The sequence below is a fragment of the Vibrio sp. MA40-2 genome (assembly GCF_047302445.1).
In the GTDB taxonomy this organism is placed as follows: Bacteria; Pseudomonadota; Gammaproteobacteria; order Enterobacterales; family Vibrionaceae; genus Vibrio.
Genome location: NZ_CP178628.1, coordinates 677,645 through 701,794, shown reverse-complemented (window position 1 = coordinate 701,794; position 24,150 = coordinate 677,645). Strand labels below are relative to the sequence as shown.

The 24,150-nt window shown below is 40.4% G+C and carries 26 protein-coding genes and 10 tRNA genes; 31 read left to right on the top strand and 5 right to left on the bottom strand.

What is annotated here, in order from left to right:
• Positions 1 to 16: 16 nt before the first annotated feature.
• The 4 genes from ACLKML_RS10830 to rsgA form a co-directional block, all read right to left on the bottom strand.
• Positions 17 to 904 carry a DMT family transporter gene (locus tag ACLKML_RS10830; protein ID WP_413285323.1) on the bottom strand — a complete coding sequence of 296 codons (888 nt, stop codon included), beginning with the start codon at positions 902 to 904 and terminating at the stop codon, positions 17 to 19.
• A 101-nt stretch (positions 905 to 1,005) separates the two neighbouring features.
• On the bottom strand, positions 1,006 to 2,424 hold the full coding sequence (locus tag ACLKML_RS10825) for an SLC13 family permease (protein ID WP_413285870.1): 1,419 nt from the start codon (positions 2,422 to 2,424) through the stop codon (positions 1,006 to 1,008).
• Between the two features lie 495 nt (positions 2,425 to 2,919).
• Entirely contained in the window at positions 2,920 to 3,798 is an 879-nt protein-coding gene (gene asd, locus ACLKML_RS10820; RefSeq protein WP_413285322.1) for an archaetidylserine decarboxylase, read from the bottom strand.
• Positions 3,799 to 4,039: 241 nt separating this feature from the next.
• Positions 4,040 to 5,089 carry a small ribosomal subunit biogenesis GTPase RsgA gene (rsgA, locus tag ACLKML_RS10815; RefSeq protein WP_413285321.1) on the bottom strand — a complete coding sequence of 350 codons (1,050 nt, stop codon included), beginning with the start codon at positions 5,087 to 5,089 and terminating at the stop codon, positions 4,040 to 4,042.
• 85 nt (positions 5,090 to 5,174) lie between these two features.
• Between rsgA and orn the strand changes: the two genes are divergently transcribed.
• The 11 genes from orn to ACLKML_RS10760 all read left to right on the top strand — a co-directional run bounded on the left by orn (position 5,175) and on the right by ACLKML_RS10760 (position 7,362).
• Positions 5,175 to 5,720 carry an oligoribonuclease gene (orn, locus tag ACLKML_RS10810; protein ID WP_413285320.1) on the top strand — a complete coding sequence of 182 codons (546 nt, stop codon included), beginning with the start codon at positions 5,175 to 5,177 and terminating at the stop codon, positions 5,718 to 5,720.
• Positions 5,721 to 6,004: 284 nt separating this feature from the next.
• Positions 6,005 to 6,080: transfer RNA gene (locus ACLKML_RS10805), tRNA-Gly, on the top strand.
• Between the two features lie 127 nt (positions 6,081 to 6,207).
• A tRNA-Met gene (locus ACLKML_RS10800) sits at positions 6,208 to 6,284 on the top strand.
• Between the two features lie 36 nt (positions 6,285 to 6,320).
• Positions 6,321 to 6,396 (top strand) — tRNA-Gly (locus ACLKML_RS10795).
• A 32-nt stretch (positions 6,397 to 6,428) separates the two neighbouring features.
• Positions 6,429 to 6,519 (top strand) — tRNA-Gly (locus ACLKML_RS10790).
• A 32-nt stretch (positions 6,520 to 6,551) separates the two neighbouring features.
• A tRNA-Gly gene (locus ACLKML_RS10785) sits at positions 6,552 to 6,639 on the top strand.
• Positions 6,640 to 6,767: 128 nt separating this feature from the next.
• Positions 6,768 to 6,844: transfer RNA gene (locus ACLKML_RS10780), tRNA-Met, on the top strand.
• Positions 6,845 to 6,880: 36 nt separating this feature from the next.
• Positions 6,881 to 6,956: transfer RNA gene (locus ACLKML_RS10775), tRNA-Gly, on the top strand.
• Positions 6,957 to 6,988: 32 nt separating this feature from the next.
• Positions 6,989 to 7,079: transfer RNA gene (locus ACLKML_RS10770), tRNA-Gly, on the top strand.
• 63 nt (positions 7,080 to 7,142) lie between these two features.
• A tRNA-Met gene (locus ACLKML_RS10765) sits at positions 7,143 to 7,219 on the top strand.
• A gap of 66 nt (positions 7,220 to 7,285) precedes the next feature.
• A tRNA-Met gene (locus tag ACLKML_RS10760) sits at positions 7,286 to 7,362 on the top strand.
• 515 nt (positions 7,363 to 7,877) lie between these two features.
• On the opposite strand, the gene queG is transcribed toward ACLKML_RS10760, so the two are convergent.
• The gene (gene queG / locus ACLKML_RS10755) at positions 7,878 to 9,020 is read right to left on the bottom strand and encodes a tRNA epoxyqueuosine(34) reductase QueG (protein ID WP_413285319.1); all 1,143 of its coding nucleotides are present in this window, start codon (positions 9,018 to 9,020) and stop codon (positions 7,878 to 7,880) included.
• 323 nt (positions 9,021 to 9,343) lie between these two features.
• Between queG and tsaE the strand changes: the two genes are divergently transcribed.
• The 20 genes from tsaE (at position 9,344) to rpsQ (ending at position 24,120) form a co-directional block, all read left to right on the top strand.
• Complete coding sequence (gene tsaE / locus ACLKML_RS10750) at positions 9,344 to 9,808, top strand: tRNA (adenosine(37)-N6)-threonylcarbamoyltransferase complex ATPase subunit type 1 TsaE (protein WP_413285318.1); 465 nt, start codon at positions 9,344 to 9,346, stop codon at positions 9,806 to 9,808.
• Positions 9,802 to 11,529, top strand: coding sequence for an N-acetylmuramoyl-L-alanine amidase (locus ACLKML_RS10745; protein ID WP_413285869.1), 1,728 nt, complete (start codon positions 9,802 to 9,804; stop codon positions 11,527 to 11,529). Before tsaE ends, ACLKML_RS10745 begins: the two co-directional genes overlap by 7 nt.
• On the top strand, positions 11,526 to 13,493 hold the full coding sequence (mutL, locus tag ACLKML_RS10740; protein WP_413285317.1) for a DNA mismatch repair endonuclease MutL: 1,968 nt from the start codon (positions 11,526 to 11,528) through the stop codon (positions 13,491 to 13,493). The genes ACLKML_RS10745 and mutL overlap by 4 nt, the downstream gene beginning before the upstream one ends.
• Positions 13,486 to 14,421, top strand: a complete 936-nt coding sequence (gene miaA / locus ACLKML_RS10735) for a tRNA (adenosine(37)-N6)-dimethylallyltransferase MiaA (protein WP_413285316.1) — start codon at positions 13,486 to 13,488, stop codon at positions 14,419 to 14,421. The genes mutL and miaA overlap by 8 nt, the downstream gene beginning before the upstream one ends.
• Positions 14,422 to 14,589: 168 nt before the next feature.
• Positions 14,590 to 14,856 (top strand): RNA chaperone Hfq, encoded by a 267-nt coding sequence (gene hfq, locus ACLKML_RS10730; RefSeq protein WP_413285315.1) that lies wholly within the window; start codon positions 14,590 to 14,592, stop codon positions 14,854 to 14,856.
• Between the two features lie 29 nt (positions 14,857 to 14,885).
• Positions 14,886 to 16,193, top strand: a complete 1,308-nt coding sequence (gene hflX, locus ACLKML_RS10725) for a ribosome rescue GTPase HflX (protein WP_413285314.1) — start codon at positions 14,886 to 14,888, stop codon at positions 16,191 to 16,193.
• 25 nt (positions 16,194 to 16,218) lie between these two features.
• Entirely contained in the window at positions 16,219 to 17,418 is a 1,200-nt protein-coding gene (gene hflK / locus ACLKML_RS10720; protein WP_413285313.1) for an FtsH protease activity modulator HflK, read from the top strand.
• A 2-nt stretch (positions 17,419 to 17,420) separates the two neighbouring features.
• A complete protein-coding gene (gene hflC, locus ACLKML_RS10715) occupies positions 17,421 to 18,401 on the top strand; it encodes a protease modulator HflC (RefSeq protein WP_413285312.1) in 981 nt (326 codons plus the stop codon).
• Between the two features lie 97 nt (positions 18,402 to 18,498).
• The gene (locus ACLKML_RS10710; protein WP_413285311.1) at positions 18,499 to 18,690 is read left to right on the top strand and encodes a DUF2065 domain-containing protein; all 192 of its coding nucleotides are present in this window, start codon (positions 18,499 to 18,501) and stop codon (positions 18,688 to 18,690) included.
• 488 nt (positions 18,691 to 19,178) lie between these two features.
• The gene (gene rpsJ, locus ACLKML_RS10705) at positions 19,179 to 19,490 is read left to right on the top strand and encodes a 30S ribosomal protein S10 (RefSeq protein ID WP_017053625.1); all 312 of its coding nucleotides are present in this window, start codon (positions 19,179 to 19,181) and stop codon (positions 19,488 to 19,490) included.
• Positions 19,491 to 19,504: 14 nt separating this feature from the next.
• Positions 19,505 to 20,134 carry a 50S ribosomal protein L3 gene (gene rplC, locus ACLKML_RS10700; RefSeq protein WP_317718106.1) on the top strand — a complete coding sequence of 210 codons (630 nt, stop codon included), beginning with the start codon at positions 19,505 to 19,507 and terminating at the stop codon, positions 20,132 to 20,134.
• 16 nt (positions 20,135 to 20,150) lie between these two features.
• On the top strand, positions 20,151 to 20,753 hold the full coding sequence (rplD, locus tag ACLKML_RS10695; protein WP_413285310.1) for a 50S ribosomal protein L4: 603 nt from the start codon (positions 20,151 to 20,153) through the stop codon (positions 20,751 to 20,753).
• On the top strand, positions 20,750 to 21,052 hold the full coding sequence (gene rplW / locus ACLKML_RS10690; protein ID WP_317718104.1) for a 50S ribosomal protein L23: 303 nt from the start codon (positions 20,750 to 20,752) through the stop codon (positions 21,050 to 21,052). The genes rplD and rplW overlap by 4 nt, the downstream gene beginning before the upstream one ends.
• Positions 21,053 to 21,067: 15 nt before the next feature.
• Positions 21,068 to 21,892, top strand: coding sequence for a 50S ribosomal protein L2 (rplB, locus tag ACLKML_RS10685; protein ID WP_317718103.1), 825 nt, complete (start codon positions 21,068 to 21,070; stop codon positions 21,890 to 21,892).
• A 19-nt stretch (positions 21,893 to 21,911) separates the two neighbouring features.
• The gene (rpsS, locus tag ACLKML_RS10680) at positions 21,912 to 22,190 is read left to right on the top strand and encodes a 30S ribosomal protein S19 (RefSeq protein ID WP_001138114.1); all 279 of its coding nucleotides are present in this window, start codon (positions 21,912 to 21,914) and stop codon (positions 22,188 to 22,190) included.
• Between the two features lie 10 nt (positions 22,191 to 22,200).
• Positions 22,201 to 22,533 (top strand): 50S ribosomal protein L22, encoded by a 333-nt coding sequence (rplV, locus tag ACLKML_RS10675; protein WP_413285309.1) that lies wholly within the window; start codon positions 22,201 to 22,203, stop codon positions 22,531 to 22,533.
• 18 nt (positions 22,534 to 22,551) lie between these two features.
• Positions 22,552 to 23,250: a 30S ribosomal protein S3 gene (gene rpsC / locus ACLKML_RS10670; RefSeq protein WP_317718101.1), complete on the top strand. Its 699-nt coding sequence runs from the start codon at positions 22,552 to 22,554 to the stop codon at positions 23,248 to 23,250.
• Between the two features lie 11 nt (positions 23,251 to 23,261).
• A complete protein-coding gene (gene rplP, locus ACLKML_RS10665; RefSeq protein ID WP_413285308.1) occupies positions 23,262 to 23,672 on the top strand; it encodes a 50S ribosomal protein L16 in 411 nt (136 codons plus the stop codon).
• Positions 23,672 to 23,863 carry a 50S ribosomal protein L29 gene (gene rpmC / locus ACLKML_RS10660; protein ID WP_272131987.1) on the top strand — a complete coding sequence of 64 codons (192 nt, stop codon included), beginning with the start codon at positions 23,672 to 23,674 and terminating at the stop codon, positions 23,861 to 23,863. Before rplP ends, rpmC begins: the two co-directional genes overlap by 1 nt.
• Positions 23,863 to 24,120, top strand: coding sequence for a 30S ribosomal protein S17 (rpsQ, locus tag ACLKML_RS10655; RefSeq protein WP_317718099.1), 258 nt, complete (start codon positions 23,863 to 23,865; stop codon positions 24,118 to 24,120). Before rpmC ends, rpsQ begins: the two co-directional genes overlap by 1 nt.
• The last annotated feature ends 30 nt before the right edge of the window (positions 24,121 to 24,150 follow it).

The window sequence follows — 24,150 nt, the reverse complement described above, 5'->3', positions numbered from 1 at the left end:
CAAAACGAGTATTTTATTAACTCACCAGTATTCCGGTTCCGACTACAGCGATGAGTGCACCTATCCAAGCATATCGATTGGGTCTTTGTTTTAGGTATAGCCAAAGAATAGGTAAAATCATTATCGGTGTAGTGGAAGAGAGCAGAGCAACCATGCCGACATTTCCTTCTCTTAGAGCATAGAGAATGAGGGTCATTCCTACCGCCATGGCTAAAAAGCCATTCAATGCGGTGATGGAAAATATGGTTAAGTTTATCGCTTTTATTGGTTTGGCTATTTTAGAACCTGTTGCTCTAAATAGTAGATGAGCAATAAAAGCGGTAATCATTCTGATAGCTGACGCTGCAATAGGATCGATGCTGGTTTGCATGACGGGTTTTGCGATTATGCCACCTAAAGCCTGACAAAGCGCCGCCAAAAGCCCAAGTGATAAACCAAACCAGAGGTTGCCTTTAATTGCTTCCCAGTCATGCTGACCTTGTTTCTTCTTGCCAAAGAATATGGCCGTTAAAACACCACAAAAAACGAGACTAGAGCCGAAAAATTCAAGGCTAGTCATTGTTTCGCTAAATAAGAAATAACCAAGAATAGTTGAGAAGACCGCATGGCAAGCAAATAATAATCCGGCTTGTCTTGGTCCCATCCTATTCATACAAGCAAATAACGCAGTATCACCAATAAATATTCCAATCAATCCAGATAAAGCCATTGGCGTAATATGTTCGCTAGATACACTTGGCCAGCCACCAGAAATAAATGCCATGGTTGTTAAAATGGCAGCGGTACAGCCCATTCTCCAACGACTATAAGCAAAAGCACCAAGATGCCGAGCAGGAGTGACGGAAATAACACTGGAAATAGCCCACAAAAATGCGGCAGCTAAGGCTAGCCACTCATAAGACATAGTTAGTTTCTATAGGTTAATCGGAATGGGCGTAACTATGCCGTAAAAAAAGCCAGTAGGGAAGATATACTGACTTGATTTTATATAGTTTATTTGCTTGCCTAGGTAATAATTAAGGTAGCTGCATAAACAATAAGTAATCCTATAATGCCCATAATAAGCCCCATCTTCGCCATGTCTTTACTTTCGATGAGACCAGTTGAATAGGCCAAAGAGTTGGGAGGAGTCGAGACGGGTAATATCATACCGAGTGAAGCAGAGAAAGCGACCACAACCAATAATCCTTGCATGCCTCCTATGGACGATAAGCTTTCCATTGATGCGCCTATGGCTGCTGCAATCGGCATTAATAAGTTAGCTGTTGCTGTATTCGACATAAAATTGGCCATTAACCAGCAGACAATAGAGAGTGTAATTACCACGGCAACAGGAGATAGCACGCTGTAATCGATAGCGTGCGCTAACGCCACGGCAAGTCCTGTTTTATCTAAACCAATACCAATTGCAATACCACCAGCAACAAGCCAGAGTACGTCCCAGTTAATCTGTTTTAGCTCCTCTTTGCCCATGATTCCTGTCAAGGTAAAGACCGCCAAAGGAATAATGGAAACTACGTAAGTATTCATGCCATGAACTTTGGTGGTCATCCATAATAAAATGGTGATAGCAAATGTGGCATAAACGACTATTGCACGCCAACTTTTTTTAAATTCTCCGTCTAATTTCAATGTCATGGTTTTTTGAGCAGAAGGAAACAGTTTTTGTAGTAGAAACCAAGCCAAAGTTAGCTGAACGATAACAAACGGCAAGCCCATCATCATCCAAGAAAGGAAATCAATACTGTTCTCTCCTGTTAAGTATTGCAGAGCAATAGCATTGGGAGGTGTACCTATTGGTGTGGCAATACCACCTGTGTTGGCAGCAATCGGGATACATAATACCAACGCTTTTATGCCTAAATCACCTGTGGTCGCTGAAGCAACAATGGGACCAAGTAAGGCTAGCATCATAACCGTGGTTGCAGTGTTAGACATGAACATAGAAAAAACGGCGGTAATTAACATCAAACCCAACATAATAAATCGTGGTTCGTTACCAAATGGTTTTAACAGAACTCGAGCTAAGTTGTTGTCTAGTTCGTATTTAGAAGCGGCTATCGCGAGGGCAAATCCACCCATAAAAAGGATAATAATAGGCGAGGAAAAAGCACTGAATATATCGGTATATTTCATCAATTCGCCAAGTTCGTGCCCTGCGGGAGGTTGCCTGAATAAATGTAGGCCTTTATCGGAGATCATCACCAATTCTAAAGCGATAATTAATATCGAGGTGGCAAAAACAGGGACCGGTTCTAACACCCAAAGTAAAGCCGCTAATAAAAATATGGCGAGTAATCGGTGTTGAATAAGCGTTAAATCATCAATAGGAATTAAATCTATCGGTAGCATCAAGACAAGTAAAGGAATAACGAAGCAAATAAACAGTTTGATAATAATTCCAATATTAATATTTTTCTTCATCATTTGGCGCGCAACCTCATCTGTTAATCTATTGTGTTATACCCGTTATCCTTGAATCTGTTTTGTATTGATTGCGTTGTCCTATGCATCGCCTCAATACAGTTTCAATGGTGTGGGATATAAGTGTCTCTGCTGATATTTCTCTCGCTTATATTTATTCTCTATCTATATGTATCGTTAACTAAAAATGTCATTACCTAGAGATTTAACGGCCTAGTGTTCTCGTTTTTGGGTTATGAAATCAGCTAAAGTAAAAAGAATTAAAAAATCGTTATAAGCGAGTATAAAGTAAGCGGTTTTTGCTTACTAAGATCCGCTTGGTATTTTGGAGAGGAAGTTATTTTTTTCGTAGCAGAATTGTTTTTGGTCAAGTTATGAAGAGATTCGCATAATAAGAAATATGTTGTTATAGGTATATCTCTTATTATGCATTTTATTCAAGTGGTTATTTGTTTTGATAAACTCTTGTTGACTATAAGTTTTTCTAAATGACTTTTACATCAACTGGTTATTAATGCTCGCGTATGGTGTACCTAGTTTGGTACTGGTGCCATTGGCCATACTTGAATCAAATTCGATGGTATCTTTCGCAAATAAATTAATAACAGTTGAGCCAAGTTTAAAGCGGCCCATCTCTTGACCTTTCTTGAGCTCTATACAGCTTGTTCCTTCGGCAGGGTAATCCCATTGGTACACGGTGTTGCCTCTCGGTGGCGTGACGGTACCTGCCCAAATTAGCTCGATGCTACCGACAATGGTTGCACCAACCAGTATTTGTGCCATTGGCCCAAATTCAGTATCAAAAATGCAAACAACACGTTCGTTTCTAGCAAATAGGTTGGGGATATTTTCTGCGGTTAAAGGGTTCACTGAATAGAGATCACCAGGTACATAAATCATTTTGCGCAAGACACCATCACATGGCATATGGACTCGATGGTAGTCACTTGGCGATAAATAAAGTGTTGCAAAACAACCATCAACAAACTCTTGGTAAAGTTCTGGATCACCACCGAGCAACTCTTGGGCCGAATAGTCATGGTTTTTCGCTTGAATGAGCTGCCCATTATTAATTGGACCAAACTGGCTGACACAAGCATCAGCTGGATGCGTAATTACCGTTGAATCTTCAGTAATGTAACGAGCATCTTGTTTTAGTTCACGTACAAAAAACTCGTTAAATGACTTAAAATAACTAGGATCGGAGTGTAATGCTTCGGCCATATTTATATTGTATTGCTTGATGAAAATTTTGATTAAGGCTGTGGTGACACTACCGAGTTGTGCTGACGCTAGTTTGCCTACTAAGCGAGTGATAGCGTGTTTTGGTGCCCATAATTGAAAGTAAATTTTGATTTTGTTTGATAAAGTCATATCTAATTTAAAACTCGTTGTTTAGGCCATAGCCACCGATTAAAACATGAATAACTATCGAAGTTTAAGTTAGTCTAGTTAAGATGCAAATAGTTAACATTAATGCCCATCTTTTTTCTCATTGATGGGAATAACCACGTTAAACGTATTCGTTTTATTTAGTATTCATGTTTAGGTATTGTTACTTTTCTAGCTCTATTGTTTTTTTTTAGAATTATTGTTTTTTTAACACTCTCTGTTTTTATAGCTTTTTGTTTCTCGAGAACTGACGATTTGCTTTATTTTCGCCCATGCTTTCTAGAATTCGGTGATAACTGCTAAAGCGTTCATGGCTAATTTCTCCTGATTCGACCGCTTTCTTCAGGATGCAACCTGGGTCATCAAGGTGTTTACAATCTCTAAATTTACATCCTCCTAAATGTGGTCGAAACTCAACAAATGCTTCGGTGACTTCGTCAGGGTTTAAATGCCATAAACCAAATTCTCGTATGCCAGGAGAATCGATAAGATCGCCACCTGTGGTGATATGGTACAGACGTGCAGCGGTGGTTGTGTGTTGACCTAAGCCAGAGGTAGATGATACTGCACCTTCTTCAATATCAACTTCGGGCATTAATGCATTGACTAAACTTGATTTACCTACACCAGATTGACCAACAAATACGTTGATTCGGTCGGTTAGTTCTGCCTCAAAGGCTTCAATACCAACGCCTGTTTCCTTACTAACAAACAACACTTTGTAGCCGATTTTTTCATAAATTTTAAGTTGTGTTCGATACTGTTGTATCTGCTCGTCAGTCAATAGATCGATCTTATTCAAGACAATAATTGGTGCAATTTTGAGAGTTTCAGAAGCAATTAGGTATCTGTCTATAATATTGAGTGATAATTCAGGTAATACAGAAGAGACAATAACCATTTGATCAACATTTGCTGCGACTGGTTTAAGGCCATCATAATAATCTGGACGAGTTAAAACCGACGTTCTAGGTTCAACTGCTTCAACCACGCCAGAAATGCCCGCCATGGATTCTAATCCTGCACGCCAAATAACTTTATCTCCAGAAACCAAACTTTCTATTCCTCGGCGTAAATTACATCGATGGATAGTTTTGCTTTCTAGATCTTCTACATCCGCGTGTTGACCAAAGCGAGTGATTACTAAACCTGTTTTTGTACCGCCCAGCATTTCTTCGTCCCATTGGACAGAATCTTCTTTTTTTAGTCGCTTACTTTGGTTGGAACGAACGCGTCGAACCTGACCTTTGGTTAGTTTTTTCTTCTTTGCCACGTTTACCTTTAGCTCATTTGAGCTTTATCACTATCAATTGGACGAGTATGATACCTCTTTTACAGGCAAAATAGGCAATTCATCTATGTCATTCAGTGAGCAAAACTTAATTTGGGTCGATCTTGAAATGACGGGCTTAGACCCGGAGCAACACAAGATCATTGAAATCGCAACCATTGTTACCGATAGTGAGTTAAATATTTTAGCTGAAGGCCCTGTACTTGCCATCCACCAATCTGATGTAGAATTAGATAAAATGGACGATTGGTGCACCAATACCCACACTAATAGTGGCTTAGTCGCTCGAGTTAAATCGAGTCAGATAGATGAAGATGAAGCGATAAAACAGACCATCGCTTTCTTAGAGCAATGGGTTCCAAAAGGAAAATCGCCAATTTGTGGAAATAGCATTGGTCAAGATAGACGCTTTTTATATAAACACATGCCATTATTAGAAGAGTATTTCCATTATAGGTATGTTGATGTAAGTACATTAAAAGAGCTAACTCGCCGTTGGAAACCAGAGATATTAGATGGATTTGAGAAAACTGGTAGTCATTTAGCTTTGGACGATATTAGAGAGTCAATTGCTGAGCTGAAATATTATAGAGGCACTATCTTTTCGATTTGATGGAGTAAGTGTTATCGGCATAATATTTAAAATTATCGCAGTAATATATTTAACTATTAGTTACTTAGGCTACAGTTTTGCTTTGAGCTGAAAGGCAGTATTATGTGTTTTCTGGCTCACATGAATTTTTATAAGTTATTTAAGTGATTTCCTTAACGGAGGACTTTAGTTGCTTTATTTTTCACCGATCAGAAAGAAAATTAAATTTTTTTGTAATAAGGACTTGCATCACAAAAAAATGCTCTTATAATTCGCAGCCCTGAACAACGAAAGACGTACAGATTGCGACACTAGCTCAGTTGGTAGAGCGCAACCTTGCCAAGGTTGAGGTCACGAGTTCGAACCTCGTGTGTCGCTCCAGTTTTTCAAAGCTGATTTTTTTGAAATAGCTTGCTTCAGGAAAAGTTCTCACAGTACTTAACGGTGATAGTTATTAATAAATAGCCGTTGTTTTCAAACATGCTTATATTACTAATAACAACATGGACGCGGGGTGGAGCAGCTTGGTAGCTCGTCGGGCTCATAACCCGAAGGTCGTTGGTTCAAATCCAGCCCCCGCAACCAAATTTCGATTATTTGAATGCTGTTCAAGTAATCAATGCGACACTAGCTCAGTTGGTAGAGCGCAACCTTGCCAAGGTTGAGGTCACGAGTTCGAACCTCGTGTGTCGCTCCAAATTAAATTATTGACTTGTAGAGTCAATGGTAGCGACATTAGCTCAATTGATAGAGCGCAACCTTGCCAAGGTTGAGGTCACGCTTTTAGTTCAAGAGAAAGCGAACCTCGTGTGTCGCTCCAAATTAAATTATTGACTTGTAGAGTCAATGATAGCGACACTAGCTCAATTGATAGAGCGCAAGCTTGCCAAGGTTGAGGTCACGTTTTTAGTTCAAGAGAAAGCGAACCTCGTGTGTCGCTACAATTTCCCTAAATTTGGTTGTAATTACAGCTTATTTAGGAAAAGTTCTCACGGTACTTAACGGTGATAGTTATTAATAAATAGCCGTTGTTTTCAAACATGCTTATATTACTAATAACAACATGGACGCGGGGTGGAGCAGCTTGGTAGCTCGTCGGGCTCATAACCCGAAGGTCGTTGGTTCAAATCCAGCCCCCGCAACCAAATTTCGATTATTTGAATGCTGTTCAAGTAATCAATGCGACACTAGCTCAGTTGGTAGAGCGCAACCTTGCCAAGGTTGAGGTCACGAGTTCGAACCTCGTGTGTCGCTCCAAATTAAATTATTGATTTGTAGAGTCAATGATAGCGACACTAGCTCAGTTGGTAGAGCGCAACCTTGCCAAGGTTGAGGTCACGCTTTTAGTTCAAGAGAAAGCGAACCTCGTGTGTCGCTCCAGTTTTTAAAAGTTATTCTTTTCAAGATTAACTTGCTTCAAAAAAGTTTCAGAAAGAACACGGACGCGGGGTGGAGCAGCTTGGTAGCTCGTCGGGCTCATAACCCGAAGGTCGTTGGTTCAAATCCAGCCCCCGCAACCAATTACAGATAGTTTGGCCATAGATTAATATTGTCAGCCAGATTTTCTTTGAAAGTAAAAACTCGGACGCGGGGTGGAGCAGCTTGGTAGCTCGTCGGGCTCATAACCCGAAGGTCGTTGGTTCAAATCCAGCCCCCGCAACCATTTTACTTATTTTGATAATTTTATACTTATGTATACAATTATCATCTTAACTGCTCTTTTCTTTAATGCTGTGAAGTATTATCCCTTCAAAAATTAAATCTAACTTGCGTATGCCAGTTTTTCCACTGCTAGATCTCAATAGCTGTGGCTCTTTCGTGCCAATAAATAAAAATAGTCTACAGACTTATCCACATTTTTTTATCTGTGGATAACCTAGTGAATAAAAATAGAATTGTCTGAAATTTTCTTATTTACTTATAAGATCGTCTGGACTGTTTTTTTTGTTTAAAACAACCATTTTTAATAACGCTATGTTTTTAAAGAGTTTTTGTGTTTTTCGTCTCACTGCTTCATATAAAAAAAAGATCATTAAATCAGAAGTTATTGATCTTTGTCATTTATTAGTATTGTGTTTAACTTTTTAAATAGAAATGTTTTTGGTGAAGCAGATAAGTTTTTTCCACATTTAGAATTTTGTGGTATGTGTCAAAGAAAAAGTTGTATTGTCGTTAACCTTAAGCGTCTCGTTTTAAGCCTTTTTCAACGATTCTAATTAATCGCTGTGTTTTATTTTTTAGTTTTATGTCCTGATTCTGATATGAGTGCATTCCCGGTACTTGGGCGAGTTGTTGCTCTAGTGCCCAAGTTATGTGTTCATCTAGTAACGTGGATAGTCCTAATTTTTGCTCTAGGGCGGTTATAATTTTTTGCGAATATGGCGCATTACCTAAAGCAATAGAGATATTTCTTAGCCATTGAATATGGCCTATTCTACGAATAGCAGAACCTTCTAGGTTTTTTAAAAATTCTTTTTCACTCCAAGAAAATAGAGTAACTAGATCAGGAGATTCAAAAAAAGAGCGGCGATGAAAATCAGGTTGTTGAGTTAAGTCAGCAAATCGATTCCATGGACAGACGAGTTGACAATCATCGCAACCATAAATTCTATTCCCTATCGCTTTTCTAAATTCTAACGGAATAATTCCATCATATTCTATTGTAAGGTATGAGATGCATTTTCTCGCATCAACAACACCATCTTGAATAATAGCTTGAGTTGGACAAGAGGTAATACAAGCGCTGCATTTACCACATTCATTGCTTACCACATCGTCAACTGGCAGTGGTATATCAACAAGAAGTTCACCTAAGAAAAACCAAGAGCCGGCATTGCGGTTGATTATTAATGAATGTTTTCCAGTCCATCCAATTCCTGCTTTTTCGGCTAGAGGTCTTTCTAGGATAGGTGCGGAATCAACAAAAGGTCGATAGCCCAATGTTGTTACTTCTTGTTCTATTAATTTGCCTAGTCGATTTAATTTATTTCGAACTAATTTGTGATAATCACGGCCTAAGGAGTATCGACTAATATAAGCATGGTTTGGTTGACTTAAATTACTTGCGAATTGTGCTTCAGGAGGAAGATAATCGATGCGAACACTAATGACTCGAATTGTGCCCGGAAGCAGCTCATCAGGACGAGAGCGCATAGTACCATGGCGTGACATCCATTCCATCTCTCCATGATATCCAGATTTTAACCAGCTAAGCATTGCTTCTTCATGTTGAGATAAGTCAACATCACAAATTCCAACTTGTTGGAATCCAAGATCTTTACCCCATAACTTTATTTTTTGTGCTAATGCTTGGTAATTCATAGAAATATAGTGGTAGATAAGAATCTAAGTCAGTAAGAAGGGGATTTTACCTGAAATAACCGTGTAGAGCTATGAAAGTGAAGTGATGAAAGCCTATAAGAGTGAGGATGAGAGAATGGTTTTTCGCGTAGGTATTGTGTCTTTATTCAAACACGATTTACTATCCTGACTCTTTAACTCTTTATATAGTGAACAATAATTGTTATATAAAGGGCACAAGTTTAAAACTGAGCATAATTTTAAACTCTAAGTTGCAACAGAAAATAATAACAGTCGCCAGATCCAACTTTCCCACTATTATGATAATTGAGCTAATGTGTAATATGAATACAAAACAATTTAATTTAATGGATGAACAAGCTACCATCAATATGGGGCAAAAATTGGCGGTACTCTGTACACAACAGACGACTATTTATCTACATGGAGATTTAGGTGCAGGCAAGACGACATTTAGTCGCGGATTTGTAAAGGCTTTAGGGCACAAAGGTAATGTAAAAAGCCCTACATATACATTGGTTGAACCATATGAGCTGGCAAATTGGCAAGTCTACCATTTTGACTTATATCGCTTAGCTGACCCTGAAGAGTTGGAGTTCATGGGAATACGAGATTACTTTACCACCGATGCCATATGCTTGGTGGAATGGCCAGAGAAAGGCGAAGGGCTATTACCTAAGGCTGATCTTGATATTGAAATACGCTATATGAACGAACAAAGAACCGCTTTTTTATCGGCTAATAGTGATTATGGAAATACGTTGTTAAATAGTTTGGAGCTATTTTGATTGGTAAGTATTTAAGAGCCTTTAGTGCGCTTTTTATTAATATTTTGATACTATTTTCTATCACTAGTGTTAATGCTAATGAATTGGAAAGCTTGCGTATTTGGCCGTCGCCGGATGAGACAAGAGTCGTTATAGATCTGACATCAGAGGTGGATTATAGCTATTTCACTTTATCATCACCGAGTAGGCTGGTTATTGATTTAAAAAATACCGAGCTGAATGCTAAATTACCAATTGATATAAATGATAGTAAAATTCTTAGCAAAATTAGAAGTAGTGGTGCTCCAAGCAAAGGCACATACCGGCTAGTTTTTGTGCTTAAAGAAAAAGTAACCGCAGAGCTCTTTAAACTTAAACCGACCCCCGGTGGGCAGTATGGGCATCGCTTGGTTGTTGATTTACCGCATTCAAGTAAATCCACTGTCGAAACGCCGGTAATTAAAAATACGTCATCAACCCCTTCTCCCAGTAAGGATGCTTCTCAATTTTCTGGTAATGCAGATATTGTTGTAGCTATTGATGCTGGGCATGGAGGAGAAGATCCTGGTTCAATTGGACCAAGTAATAAATATGAAAAACATGCGACATTAAGTATTTCACAAAAAATTGCCCAACAGTTGAATAGTGTTGCGGGAATAAAAGCAGTGTTGACCAGAAATGGCGATTATTTTGTTAATTTAAACAAGCGATCTGATATTGCCAGAAGAAGTAAAGCGCATTTATTGGTATCGGTTCATGCAGATAGTTTTAGTTCTCCTAAACCACGAGGTGGATCTGTTTTTGTCCTGAATACTCGCAGGGCCAATACGGAAATTTCACGTTGGGTAGAAAAGCACGAACAGCAATCTGAATTATTAGGTGGCGCGGGTCAAGTATTAGCAAAAAATCAGGCAGATAAAAACGTAAGCCAAACATTACTTGATTTGCAATTTAGTCACTCACAAAAAGAAGGCTACAAAGTCGCTACCAATATTTTGGCAGAAATGGGTAAAATTATCCGTTTACATAAAAAACAACCGGTTCACGCTAGTTTGGCGGTGCTAAAATCTCCAGATATACCATCAGTTTTGGTTGAAACAGGATTTATTTCTAACCCAACTGAAGAGAAGTTATTATTTCAGACTAGCCACCAAGATAAATTAGCTCGTGCTTTAACCAAAGCGATTGTGCAGTATTTTGAACAAAATCCACCAGAAGGGACCTTATTTGCTCAGAAGAAAACAGCCCATAAACATAAAGTGGTTAAAGGGGATTCGCTATCTGTTATTGCACAAAGGTATGGTTTGACGACTCAAGCGATAATGAAAGCCAATAATCTAAAATCGTCAGGATTAAAAATTGGACAAGTTTTGGTTATACCTGCAAGTAATAGACCTGTCGTTATTACCAAAACAAGTAACTTAGTTGAAACTGAAGTCATTACACATGCCGTTCAAGCTGGAGAGTATTTAGGGCTGATAGCGAATAAGTACAAGGTGTCTGTAGCAAGTATTAAAAAGCAAAACAAGTTGCAGCGAAACACATTATGGGTAGGACAAAAACTTAAAATTACCGTAAAACTAGAAGATGTCCCTATTCGTAAACACAAAGTTGTTCGTGGTGAGTTTTTAGGGAAAATAGCAACGAAGTATGGTGTGACAGTAGACAGTGTAAGGCGAGCGAACAAGCTACGCTCAGATAAATTAGCCGTAGGACAGATTCTGATAATACCAAATAAATGACTATAAAAATCTTACCCGCCAGACTGGCGAACCAAATAGCGGCAGGAGAAGTGGTTGAAAGACCAGCTTCGGTTGTTAAAGAACTAGTTGAAAATAGTATTGATTCAGGGGCAACTCGAATTGATATTGATATAGAAAAGGGTGGCAGTAAACTTATTCGGGTTCGTGATAATGGCAAAGGGATAGTCAAAGAAGAGTTATCGTTGGCATTGAGTCGTCATGCTACCTCAAAAATACATACTCTGGATGATTTAGAAGCAATAATGAGTTTGGGGTTTCGTGGTGAAGCTTTAGCCAGTATAAGTTCAGTATCTCGATTAACGCTGACTTCAAGAACGGCAACTCAGCAACAAGCTTGGTCGGCTTATAGCGAAGGCCGAGATATGGAGGTAAAACTCCAACCAACTGCACATCCTATAGGAACAACGGTTGAAGTTCTCGATTTATTCTTCAATACCCCAGCGAGACGTAAGTTCTTACGTACAGATAAAACCGAATTTACTCACATTGATGAACTGTTAAAACGTATCGCACTGAGTCGATTTGATGTCAGTATCAACTTGAAAAATAATGGTAAAATTGTACGTCAATATCGCGCCGCTAATAACACAGTTCAAATAGAAAAGAGGATTTCAGCGGCATGTGGGTCGAGTTTTGTTCGACATATGTTGAGTATTGAATTAGAGCATACAGGTTTGCGTTTATACGGTTGGATCACTTCTCCAGAAGGAGCGCGTCAGCAAAGTGACCTACAGTACTGTTATGTTAATGGCCGAATGATGCGTGATAAATTAATAAATCATGCCATTCGTCAAAGTTATGCCAGTAGTTTGCGTCCCGACCAATTTGCTAGTTATGTTCTTTTTATTGAGATCGATCCGCATCAGGTTGACGTGAACGTGCATCCTGCCAAACATGAAGTGCGTTTTCATCAAAGTCGTTTGGTCCATGATTTTATTTATCAAGCACTTTCGGATGCGTTAGCCCAAAGCTCACATATTAGTGAACCTAAAACTTCACAAGCAGCTTACCATACGACGCTAACCGAATCGGCTCAAACTAATGCCCGAGAAGCGATTGAGAACACGCCTGCTTACCCCGGAAGACAAGATTATACAAAAAGTCAATTAGTTCAAAATGATCAAGTTGAACAAAGCAATGGTTCTAAGACGGATTATTCTTGGAACAAGGTAAATCATGTCACTGAAAAAGAGTCTCGCAATAAATCGGTTGCTCAACGAGCAGAGACTAGAAAACCAGTTGCTAATCCGAGCCAACAAGAACTTAGAGCTTATAAATCGTTGCTAGAAACTCCAGAATTGGACCGAATGAATAACACGGAAGCGTTATGCTCTCCGTCAACGATTCGAACCAATAGTGTCAATTTAATCCGTTCTGTGGGTAAAGCATTTTCAATTGTTCACCAACAGTATATTTTGATGCAGTCTGATCAAGGTGAAGTTCTTATTTCATTAGCACAAGCCGAATGGTATAGAATAGTAGGTCAACTTCAGGCAGATAAATACCAACTGACTCCTCAACCATTGTTGATTCCGTTGTCGATTAAAATATCCCAGCAAGATTTAAGTGCTTTTCGTAAATATCAACAACTCTTAACTCAATTTGCTATACAATTTAAAGAGAAAAATAGAGAACAGATATTGGTAATGACGGTTCCACAGCCTTTACGGCAACAAAATTTACAACATATCATACCGGAACTGTTATCTTATTTAGCAGCAGAAAAAAATGATATCGACAGTGGCTGTCTTGCTCGATGGTTTGCCGATAATATCACTCAAGTTAAAAGTGATTACGCTTTATCTGACGGGATAAAATTAATATCAGAACTGGAACAGTTATGGGAAGGTGATTTACCTTTGCAAGACACCGCATTTATCCAAGCAGTTCGCTTTGAACAGACCATCGCGATGTTTGAAAAAAGTAGCACTTTAAATGAATAAAAAATTACCACAGGCCCTTTTTTTAATGGGGCCAACAGCATCTGGTAAAACAGAGCTAGCAATTAAACTAACACAAAAGTATCCGATTGAAATTATTAGCGTTGATTCGGCGCTGATTTATAAAGGTATGGATATAGGCACAGCTAAACCAGATGAAACGGAATTGGCCGCCGCCCCACATCGACTTATTAATATTTTAGATCCTAGCGAATCGTATTCTGCTGCTGACTTTAGGCGTGATGCATTAGCCGAAATGGCTTCAATCGTCGCTAAAGGTAAAATTCCTCTGCTTGTTGGGGGAACTATGCTCTATTATAAAGCTCTATTAGAAGGGCTATCCCCCCTACCTGCAGCTGATACAGAGATTCGACGACAAATAGAAATCGAAGCTGATAAGTTAGGGTGGAATGCAATGCATAAGCAATTAGAAGATGTAGATCCTGTATCAGCAGAGAGAATTCATCCAAATGATCCTCAAAGACTATCAAGGGCATTGGAAGTTTATAGAATTTCAGGTAAAACAATAACTGAACTGACAAAAATAAAAGGAGAACCACTTCCTTATAATGTCAAGCAGTTTGCAATATCTCCCAAGGAAAGGGCAGAATTGCATCATCGCATAGAAGTTCGATTTGAAAAAATGATCGACGCTGGATTTGAACAAGAGATGAAAGCACTCTATGCTCGAAAAGACCTACATGTAGATTTACCATCCATTCGATGTGTTGGTTATCGACAAATGTGGGATTATTTGGACGGGAATTGCACTTTGAATGAAGCGGTTTTCCGCGGTGTCTGTGCGACTCGTCAATTGGCCAAGCGACAAATCACCTGGTTACGCAGCTGGGATAATTTAACTTGGTTAGATAGCGAGAACATTAACGAAGCATTTGAGATTATCTCTAACGAAATAGTTTCAAATGAGTAATGCAATGTATAATGTGACCGTTTTTGCGTAAAAGTTTTACTTGGTCATATTTAAGCTTTAAAAAGTTTAAATAGATAAAAAAGTAAGGCCTATTTGATTCATTTAGCTCAGAGGCAAAAACAGCACCAATAGCTAAATAATTACAACAAACTAATAAGGAAAATAAAAATGGCTAAGGGGCAATCTTTACAAGACCCGTTCTTAAACGCACTTCGTCGTGAACGTGTACCGGTTTCAATTTACTTAGTAAATGGTATTAAACTTCAAGGTCAGATCGAATCTTTTGACCAATTTGTGATTTTGCTGAAAAACACAGTAAACCAAATGGTTTATAAGCATGCAATTTCTACGGTTGTTCCTGCACGAGCAGTAACGCATCATACTAATACCGAACGTCCACAAGGCGATCGTCCACAAGAGAAGTCAGAAGATTAATAATAATTTTAAAGTAAGGAGTTAGTTGCTTGTTTGACCGTTATGAAGCCGGTGAACAGGCTATTCTTGTTCATATAAACTTCACGCAAGAAGGTGAGTGGGATGATCTTAGCGAATGTGAATTGCTAGTTTCCTCTGCAGGAGTCAATACACTACAAGTGATTACTGGTAGTCGACAGGCTCCACACTCTAAATATTATGTTGGTGAGGGTAAAGCCCAAGAAATTGCACAGGCGGTGCAATTAACTGGAGCTGAAATCGTGATTTTTAATCATGCCCTTTCACCTGCCCAAGAGAGAAACCTTGAACAGCTTTGTCAATGTCGAGTAATAGACCGAACGGGTCTAATACTTGACATTTTTGCTCAACGAGCCCGTACCCATGAAGGTAAAATGCAGGTTGAATTGGCGCAGCTTCGCCACCTTTCTACCCGACTTATTCGTGGTTGGACCCACCTTGAGAGACAAAAAGGCGGTATAGGTTTACGTGGACCAGGTGAAACCCAATTAGAGACGGATAGACGCTTATTACGAGATAGAATTAAAGCAATACTAAGGCGTTTAGCTAAAGTTTCTAAACAGCGTGAACAAGGACGGCGTGCCAGAAACCGAGCAGAAATACCTACAATTTCACTTGTAGGTTATACCAATGCAGGGAAGTCGACTTTATTTAATCAGATCACTGATGCAAATGTTTATGCTGCAGATCAATTGTTTGCAACATTAGACCCAACCTTGCGCAAAGTCGAATTAATGGATGTTGGACCAGCTATTTTAGCTGATACGGTTGGTTTTATCCGACATCTACCCCATGATCTAGTAGCAGCTTTTAAAGCAACGTTACAAGAAACACAAGAAGCTGACATTTTGTTACATGTTGTTGATGCTAGTGATGACCGTTTTCGTGAGAATATACATGCGGTTGATGTAGTATTAGAAGAGATTGATGCGAATGAAGTACCTTCTCTAATCGTCATGAACAAAATTGATAATCTTGAAGGCCAAAACCCTCGCATTGAGCGAGATGAGGAAGGTGTTCCCCAACGTGTTTGGGTTTCTGCAATGGAAGGTATAGGAATCGATCTTTTATTTGAGGCATTGACAGAGCGTTTAGCAAGTCAAATGGTTCAATACCAATTACGGATCCCGCCAGAGTATCAAGGTCGAATTCGTAGTATGTTTTTTGCAATGAATAGTATTCAGCGTGAAGAATATGAACCAGATGGTAACTTATTGATCGATATCCGGATGCAACAAGTAGATTGGTCTAGACTTGAGAAAAAAGAAGGGGCAGTACTCAGTGACTTTATCGTTCACTCAAGGACTGCTACAGTATAACGTCATATCATGATGGAGCTTTCTAATGGCGTGGAATGAGCCTGGAAATAATAATGGCAACAATAATGGCCGCGATAATGACCCTTGGGGTAATAAAGATGATCGTGGTAAGCAATCCGGTGGCCGAGATCAAGGTCCACCAGATTTAGATGAAGTGTTTAACAAACTGAGTCAAAAATTAGGCGGTAAGTTTGGTAAAAAAGGCGGTATGCCTTCAATTGGTGGTGGTTCTGGTGGCGCGATAGGGTTTGGCCTTATTGCTGTCGTAGCTATTGCAATTTGGGTATTTTCTGGATTTTACACCATAGGCGAAGCCGAAAGAGGTGTTGTATTACGCTTAGGTAAATATGATCACGTGGTTGAACCTGGTTTGAACTGGCGTCCACGATTCATCGATGAAGTTACACCGGTAAACGTACAAGCGATTAGAGCCTTACGCGCCTCTGGAACCATGTTAACTAAAGATGAAAATGTGGTGACAGTAGAAATGGGTGTGCAATATCGTGTTTCTGACCCGTATAAATACCTGTTCCGTGTAACGAGTGCCGACGATAGTTTACGCCAAGCAACTGATTCTGCTTTGCGTGCGGTTATTGGTGACTCCTTAATGGATGCGATTCTAACGAGTGGTCGTCAACAAATTCGTCAGAATACGCGAGAAACATTAAACCGTATTATAGATAAATACGACATGGGTTTAGTTATCGTTGATGTCAACTTCCAATCAGCTCGCCCACCAGAGCAGGTAAAAGATGCTTTTGATGATGCGATTGCCGCTCGAGAAGATGAAGAGCGCTTTATTCGTGAAGCAGAAGCTTATAAGAATGAAATACTTCCTAAAGCAACCGGTCGTGCAGAGCGTTTGAAAAAAGAAGCACAAGGTTATACTGAACGAACAGTTAACGAGGCACTTGGTCAGGTCGCTCAGTTTGAAAAACTACTTCCAGAATACAATGCTGCCCCTGAAGTAACACGTAATCGCTTGTATCTCGATACAATGGAAGATGTTTATACTTCAACATCGAAAGTGTTAATTGATTCTGAATCAAGTGGCAACTTGTTGTACTTGCCAATGGATAAGCTTGGACAAACTTCAAAAGATTCAACCGCTAAACGCGAATCAACATCAACTTATGATGATTTAGATTTAGAACCGCAACGTTCAGATGTTTCAGAACAAACAACGGATAGCCGTTCAACTAGCACACGTCAAGGGAGATACTAAGAATGCGTAAGTTAATAATCCCTGTAATTTTTGCTGCGCTAGCGTTAATGCTAATGTCACTGTTTGTTATTCCGGAAGGCGAACGTGGAATCGTAGTTCGATTCGGCAGGATCTTAAAAGATAATAACGAAATTTCTCGTATCTACGAACCTGGTTTGCACTTCAAGATGCCTTTGTTTGATACGGTGAAAAAGCTAGATGCAAAAATCCTTACTATGGATGGACGTTCTGACCGCTTTGTTACCGCTGAGAAAAAAGACGTGATCATTGATACCTATGTTAAGTGGCGAATTGAAGATTTCGGTCAATACTATCTAGCAACGGGCGGTGGTAATTTACTCACTGCAAAAGCCCTTCTAGAGCGTAAAGTGACAGATATTCTTCGTTCAGAAATTGGTTCTCGTGAAATTAAACAAATTGTATCGGGTCCACGCAGTGATTTAATCGCTGCTGAAGTTGGTGAAGGGTCAGAGCCTGTTCCTGTTTCTGCTTTGGAAGCTTTAGAAGTGGACGGTGAGCGAGACATGATTATGGCCGAAGTATTGGCAGATACACGTCCAAGTGCGCAAAACGACTTGGGTGTTTATATCGTTGACTTCAGAATGAAGAAAATTAATCTTCCTGATGAAATTAGCGAGTCAATATACCGTCGTATGCGTGCAGAACGTGAATCAGTTGCTCGTAAACACCGCTCACAAGGTAGAGAAAAAGCTGAAATTATTCGCGCACAAGCTGAGTTAGAAGTAGCAACAGTGCTAGCGGAAGCCGATAAAACAGCACGAGTAACACGTGGTTCAGCAGATGCGGAAGCTGCCTCTATTTATTCTGGAGCTTATAGTAAAGATCCTGAGTTTTATAGCTTCATACGTTCTCTAAGTGCGTACAAAAAATCCTTTGCAGATAAGAGCGATATATTGGTCTTAGATCCTAAAAGTGATTTCTTTAAATACATGAACGATTCAAATGGTGTAATAAAAGAGTAAGCTCTTTTTTTAGAATCCAATTGGTTTAATGTATCATCAAGGCTCCTAAGGGAGCCTTTTGTTTTTGTGTGTTCTTTACTCAGAGAAGGTTATAAAGATGAGTAATTCAATATGGTTAGCGATAGGTCTGGTCTTGATTGTAGAAGGACTTGGACCACTTATAAGCCCGAGAGGTTGGCGATCTATGGTGGCTCAATTAAGTGAACAGCCAGACAACAATCTACGCAGGATTGGGGGGTGCCTAGTGGTTGCAGGGATGGTAATAGCCATCTCGTTAGCAAAATTTTAATAGTTAAAGTCGATTAAAGATATCGTCTCGGCGACACTATTTATTAGTGCTATAACCCGATAGTAATTAGTTTGCTATTAGCGATGTGTCGTTGAGATAAGAATAAGCAAGTAAGCTATGTAAGTGGATAAACGGCATCTATAAGCGGACGATTAGTCGACAACAGGCAATAACTTGCGATTAAATAGTAATCACTGCTTGCATAGCACTTTGTGATCTGTATAATACCGCCCACTGGCTTAAGTCAGTTGTGAACCAATGAGCATTGAGGAGTAGGGTTTCTAATTAGAAATTACCTAGTAACGTATACTCAGCTTATGTTCGCAGTTAATAAAATACTGGTCTAAGTGCTAGTTCAAATTTAGCTGACAATGTTTCCTAATCTTGGAAACTACGGTTTCACATGAATCAATCGGCATTCACCTAATTTAATAGGTTTGAGTGGCGATATTGTTTGTGTAATTTATTTATTATTGGAGCTCTGTCTCATGCAGAACCAACGTATTCGTATCCGTCTTAAAGCGTTTGATTATAAACTAATCGATCAGTCTACAGCGGAAATCGTAGAAACAGCAAAACGTACCGGCGCGCAGGTTCGTGGTCCTATTCCACTACCTACACGTAAAGAGCGTTTCACTATTCTAGTCTCTCCACACGTTAACAAAGATGCGCGTGACCAGTATGAAATTCGTACTCACAAGCGTCTGATCGACATCGTTGAGCCAACTGATAAGACTGTAGACGCATTAATGCGTTTAGATCTTGCAGCTGGTGTTGATGTTCAAATCAGCTTAGGTTAAGGGAGATTAGTAGAATGATTGGTCTAGTCGGACGTAAAGTGGGTATGACCCGCGTATTTACCGAAGAAGGCGTTTCTATCCCAGTTACAGTTGTTGAAGTAGAAGCTAACCGTGTTGCTCAAGTTAAAACTCTTGAAAACGACGGCTATGCAGCTATCCAAATTACTGCTGGTGCTAAGAAAGCTAACCGTGTATCAAAACCAGAAGCAGGTCACTTTGCGAAAGCAGGTGTTGAAGCTGGACGCGGTCTTTGGGAATTCCGTTTAGAAAACGGAGAAGAGTTTGAAATTGGCGCTGAGCTAAATGTAGAACTATTCAATGAAATTAAAAAAGTAGACGTTACTGGTACATCTAAAGGTAAAGGCTTCCAAGGCGCAATTAAGCGTTGGAACTTCAGTACCCAAGATATGACTCACGGTAACTCTTTGTCTCACCGCGCACCGGGTTCAATTGGCCAATGTCAAACTCCAGGTCGTGTGTTTAAAGGCAAAAAAATGGCAGGTCACATGGGTGCTGAGCGTGTTACGACTCAAAACCTTGAGATCGTACGTGTTGACGCTGAGCGCAATCTGCTCCTTATTAAAGGTGCGGTACCAGGCTCAACAGGTGGCAACGTGATCGTAAAACCAGCTGTTAAAGCATAACGTCTAGGAGTAAGTAATGGAATTGATAGTTAAAGGTGCTGATGCACTAACTGTTTCCGAGACTACCTTCGGACGTGAGTTTAATGAATCTCTAGTACATCAAGTAGTTGTTGCTTATGCAGCAGGTGCTCGTCAAGGTACTCGTGCTCAAAAAACTCGTTCTGAAGTATCTGGCGGCGGTGCTAAGCCTTGGCGTCAAAAAGGTACTGGCCGTGCACGTGCCGGTACAATTCGTAGCCCAATCTGGCGTACAGGTGGTGTTACTTTTGCTGCGAAACCACAAGATCACAGCCAAAAAGTTAACAAAAAAATGTACCGTGGTGCTATGAAAAGCATTCTTTCTGAGCTTGTTCGTCAGGAGCGTTTAATCGTTGTTGATAACTTCTCAGTAGAAGCACCAAAAACTAAAGAGCTAGTAGCTAAGCTTGAAGAACTTAAGCTTAATGATGTTCTAATCGTAACTGGCGAAGTAGATGAAAATCTATTCTTAGCTGCTCGTAACCTTTATAAAGTTGATGCACGTGACGTTACTGCGATTGATCCAGTAAGTCTGATTGCATTTGACAAGGTTCTTATAACTGCTGAAGCAGTTAAGCAAGTTGAGGAGATGCTGGCATGATTAACGAAGAGCGTCTACTAAAAGTTCTACGTGCTCCACATATCTCTGAAAAAGCAACGATGGCTGCAGAGAAAGCGAACACTATCGTTTTCAAAGTAGCAAAAGATGCAACTAAAAAAGAGATCAAAGCAGCTGTAGAAAAGCTATTTGAAGTTGAAGTTAAGACTGTAAATACTCTTATTCTTAAGGGTAAGACCAAGCGTCAAGGTCAACGTGAAGGCCGTCGTTCAGACGTGAAAAAAGCCTACGTTACTTTGAAAGAAGGTCAAGATCTTGACTTCGTTGGCGGTGCGGAATAACAGGAGTAGTTTAGAATGGCTATTGTTAAATGTAAGCCGACTTCCCCTGGTCGTCGTCACGTAGTTAAAGTTGTTAACGCTGACCTACACAAGGGTAAGCCATACGCGCCACTTTTAGAGAAAAACTCTAAAAACGGTGGTCGTAACAACAACGGTCGTATTACTGTACGTCACATCGGTGGTGGTCATAAACATCATTACCGTTTGATTGACTTCAAACGTACTAAAGACGGTATCCCAGCGAAAGTTGAGCGTATCGAATACGATCCAAACCGTAGCGCAAACATTGCTCTAGTTCTGTACGCAGACGGTGAGCGTCGCTACATCATTGCACCAAAAGGCATCCAAGCGGGTGACCAATTACAATCTGGTGTTGATGCGCCTATTAAAGCAGGTAACACTCTGCCAATGCGCAACATCCCAGTAGGTTCTACTGTTCACTGTGTTGAACTAAAACCTGGTAAAGGTGCACAAATTGCTCGTTCTGCAGGTGCATACGCACAAATCGTCGCTCGCGACGGTGCATATGTAACTCTACGCCTACGTTCAGGTGAAATGCGCAAAGTACTTTCTGAAGGCCGTGCAACGGTTGGTGAAGTTGGTAACTCTGAGCATATGCTACGTGAACTTGGTAAAGCTGGTGCTAGTCGCTGGCGTGGTGTTCGTCCGACCGTTCGCGGTGTGGTAATGAACCCAGTCGATCACCCACATGGTGGTGGTGAAGGCCGTACTTCTGGTGGCCGTCATCCTGTATCACCTTGGGGTATGCCTACTAAAGGCTTTAAGACTCGTAAGAACAAGCGCACTGACAAGTACATTGTACGTCGTCGTAATAAATAATCTATAAAGAGGAATCGCCATGCCACGTTCTCTCAAGAAAGGTCCTTTTATTGACCTACACTTGCTGAAGAAGGTAGAGAAAGCGGTGGAAAGCGGAGACAAAAAGCCTATTAAGACTTGGTCCCGTCGCTCAATGATCATACCAACTATGATCGGTTTGACCATCGCTGTCCATAATGGTCGTCAGCACGTTCCAGTATTTGTAACTGATGAAATGATCGGTCACAAACTGGGTGAATTTGCACCTACTCGTACTTATCGCGGCCACGCTGCTGATAAGAAAGCGAAAAAGAAATAAGGAGTAGATAATGGAAGCTTTAGCTAAACATAACTTTGCTCGTATTTCGCCTCAAAAGGCTCGCTTAGTTGCAGACCAAATTCGCGGTAAATCTGTTGACCAAGCTTTAGAAATTCTAACATTCAGCAACAAAAAAGCGGCTGTATTAGTTAAGAAAGTTCTAGAGTCAGCAATCGCAAATGCGGAACACAACGAAGGTGCGGACATTGACGATCTTAATGTCGCAAAAATCTTCGTAGATGAAGGCCCTATCATGAAGCGTATTATGCCTCGTGCTAAAGGTCGTGCCGATCGTATCTTGAAGCGTTCAAGCCACATCACTGTTGTTGTAGCAGAGCGCTAGAGACTAGGAGAGTAAGCAATGGGTCAGAAAGTACATCCAAATGGTATTCGTCTTGGCATCGTTAAGCCTTGGAATGCTACATGGTTTGCTAATACCAAAGAGTTCGCTGACAACCTAGACGGCGACTTCAAGGTACGTCAGTTCCTAACTAAGGAACTACAAAAAGCATCTTTATCACGTATCGTTATCGAACGTCCTGCTAAGAGCATCCGTGTGACTATTCACACTGCTCGTCCAGGCGTAGTTATCGGTAAAAAAGGTGAAGACGTAGAGAAGCTACGCGCAGCAGTAGCTAAAATTGCAGGTGTACCGGCGCAAATTAATATTGCAGAAGTACGCAAGCCAGAGCTAGACGGTCAATTAGTGGCTGATAGCATCGCGTCTCAGCTAGAGCGTCGTGTAATGTTCCGTCGTGCTATGAAGCGCGCTGTACAAAACGCAATGCGCCTAGGTGCGAAGGGTATCAAGGTTGAAGTAAGCGGTCGTTTAGGCGGCGCTGAAATCGCGCGTACTGAATGGTACCGTGAAGGCCGTGTGCCACTACATACACTACGTGCTGATATTGATTACGCAACTTCTTCGGCTCACACCCAATACGGTGTGATTGGTATTAAAGTTTGGATTTTCAAAGGTGAAATTCTAGGCGGAATGCCAGCTGCTAACGCAGTAGAGCCAAAGGCTGACAAGCCTAAGAAGCAGCGTAAAGGCCGTAAATAAGGAGACGACTGATGTTACAACCTAAACGTACTAAATTCCGTAAGGTTCAGACTGGTCGCAACCGTGGTCTAGCTAAAGGTACTGATGTAAGCTTCGGCACATTCGGTCTTAAAGCAGTCGGCCGTGGTCGATTAACTGCTCGTCAGATCGAAGCAGCACGTCGTGCGATGACGCGTCACGTTAAGCGTCAAGGTCAAATCTGGATTCGTATTTTCCCAGACAAACCTATCACTGAAAAACCGCTTGAAGTTCGTCAAGGTAAAGGTAAGGGTAACGTAGAATATTGGGTTGCCCAAATCCAACCTGGAAAAGTAATGTACGAAATGGGCGGTGTACCTGAAGAGTTGGCACGTGAAGCGTTCCGCCTAGCGGCTCGTAAACTGCCAATCAAAACAACATTTGTAACTAAGCAGGTGATGTGATGAAAGCACAAGATCTACGCGAAAAAAACGCTGAAGAGCTTAATGCAGAGCTATTGGAATTGCTTCGCGAACAGTTTAACTTGCGTATGCAAGCAGCAACTGGTCAGCTACAGCAAACTCATACTCTGAAAGCTGTACGTCGTGATATCGCACGTGTGAAAACTGTTTTGACTGAGAAGGCAGGCGCATAATGAGCGACAAAATCCGTACTATGCAAGGCCGTGTAGTTAGCGACAAAATGGACAAGTCTATTACTGTTGCTATCGAGCGTATGGTGAAACACCCAATTTACGGCAAGTTCGTAAAACGCACGACCAAACTGCACGCACATGATGAAAACAACGAGTGTGGCCTAGGCGATACTGTTGAAATTTCTGAATGTCGTCCATTGTCTAAGACTAAGTCTTGGACTTTGGTTAAAGTTTTAGAAAAAGCGAAAACAATCTAATTTTCGTTACTTTCTTTAACTAATACAGCG

Bases quoted from the DNA above. Each gene is read 5' to 3' on its own strand.
- mutL (WP_413285317.1), top strand. From the start codon at position 11,526: ATGACTATAAAAATCTTACCCGCCAGACTGGCGAACCAAATAGCGGCA.
- hflK (WP_413285313.1), top strand. From the start codon at position 16,219: ATGGCGTGGAATGAGCCTGGAAATAATAATGGCAACAATAATGGCCGC.
- rplP (WP_413285308.1), top strand. From the start codon at position 23,262: ATGTTACAACCTAAACGTACTAAATTCCGTAAGGTTCAGACTGGTCGC.
- rpmC (WP_272131987.1), top strand. From the start codon at position 23,672: ATGAAAGCACAAGATCTACGCGAAAAAAACGCTGAAGAGCTTAATGCA.
- hfq (WP_413285315.1), top strand. From the start codon at position 14,590: ATGGCTAAGGGGCAATCTTTACAAGACCCGTTCTTAAACGCACTTCGT.
- rpsC (WP_317718101.1), top strand. From the start codon at position 22,552: ATGGGTCAGAAAGTACATCCAAATGGTATTCGTCTTGGCATCGTTAAG.
- tsaE (WP_413285318.1), top strand. From the start codon at position 9,344: ATGAATACAAAACAATTTAATTTAATGGATGAACAAGCTACCATCAAT.
- ACLKML_RS10710 (WP_413285311.1), top strand. From the start codon at position 18,499: ATGAGTAATTCAATATGGTTAGCGATAGGTCTGGTCTTGATTGTAGAA.
- rplW (WP_317718104.1), top strand. From the start codon at position 20,750: ATGATTAACGAAGAGCGTCTACTAAAAGTTCTACGTGCTCCACATATC.
- rplD (WP_413285310.1), top strand. From the start codon at position 20,151: ATGGAATTGATAGTTAAAGGTGCTGATGCACTAACTGTTTCCGAGACT.
- hflC (WP_413285312.1), top strand. From the start codon at position 17,421: ATGCGTAAGTTAATAATCCCTGTAATTTTTGCTGCGCTAGCGTTAATG.
- asd (WP_413285322.1), bottom strand. From the start codon at position 3,798: ATGACTTTATCAAACAAAATCAAAATTTACTTTCAATTATGGGCACCA.
- miaA (WP_413285316.1), top strand. From the start codon at position 13,486: ATGAATAAAAAATTACCACAGGCCCTTTTTTTAATGGGGCCAACAGCA.
- rpsQ (WP_317718099.1), top strand. From the start codon at position 23,863: ATGAGCGACAAAATCCGTACTATGCAAGGCCGTGTAGTTAGCGACAAA.
- queG (WP_413285319.1), bottom strand. From the start codon at position 9,020: ATGAATTACCAAGCATTAGCACAAAAAATAAAGTTATGGGGTAAAGAT.
- ACLKML_RS10825 (WP_413285870.1), bottom strand. From the start codon at position 2,424: ATGAAGAAAAATATTAATATTGGAATTATTATCAAACTGTTTATTTGC.
- rplV (WP_413285309.1), top strand. From the start codon at position 22,201: ATGGAAGCTTTAGCTAAACATAACTTTGCTCGTATTTCGCCTCAAAAG.
- rplB (WP_317718103.1), top strand. From the start codon at position 21,068: ATGGCTATTGTTAAATGTAAGCCGACTTCCCCTGGTCGTCGTCACGTA.
- ACLKML_RS10830 (WP_413285323.1), bottom strand. From the start codon at position 904: ATGTCTTATGAGTGGCTAGCCTTAGCTGCCGCATTTTTGTGGGCTATT.
- orn (WP_413285320.1), top strand. From the start codon at position 5,175: ATGTCATTCAGTGAGCAAAACTTAATTTGGGTCGATCTTGAAATGACG.
- rpsS (WP_001138114.1), top strand. From the start codon at position 21,912: ATGCCACGTTCTCTCAAGAAAGGTCCTTTTATTGACCTACACTTGCTG.
- rplC (WP_317718106.1), top strand. From the start codon at position 19,505: ATGATTGGTCTAGTCGGACGTAAAGTGGGTATGACCCGCGTATTTACC.
- rpsJ (WP_017053625.1), top strand. From the start codon at position 19,179: ATGCAGAACCAACGTATTCGTATCCGTCTTAAAGCGTTTGATTATAAA.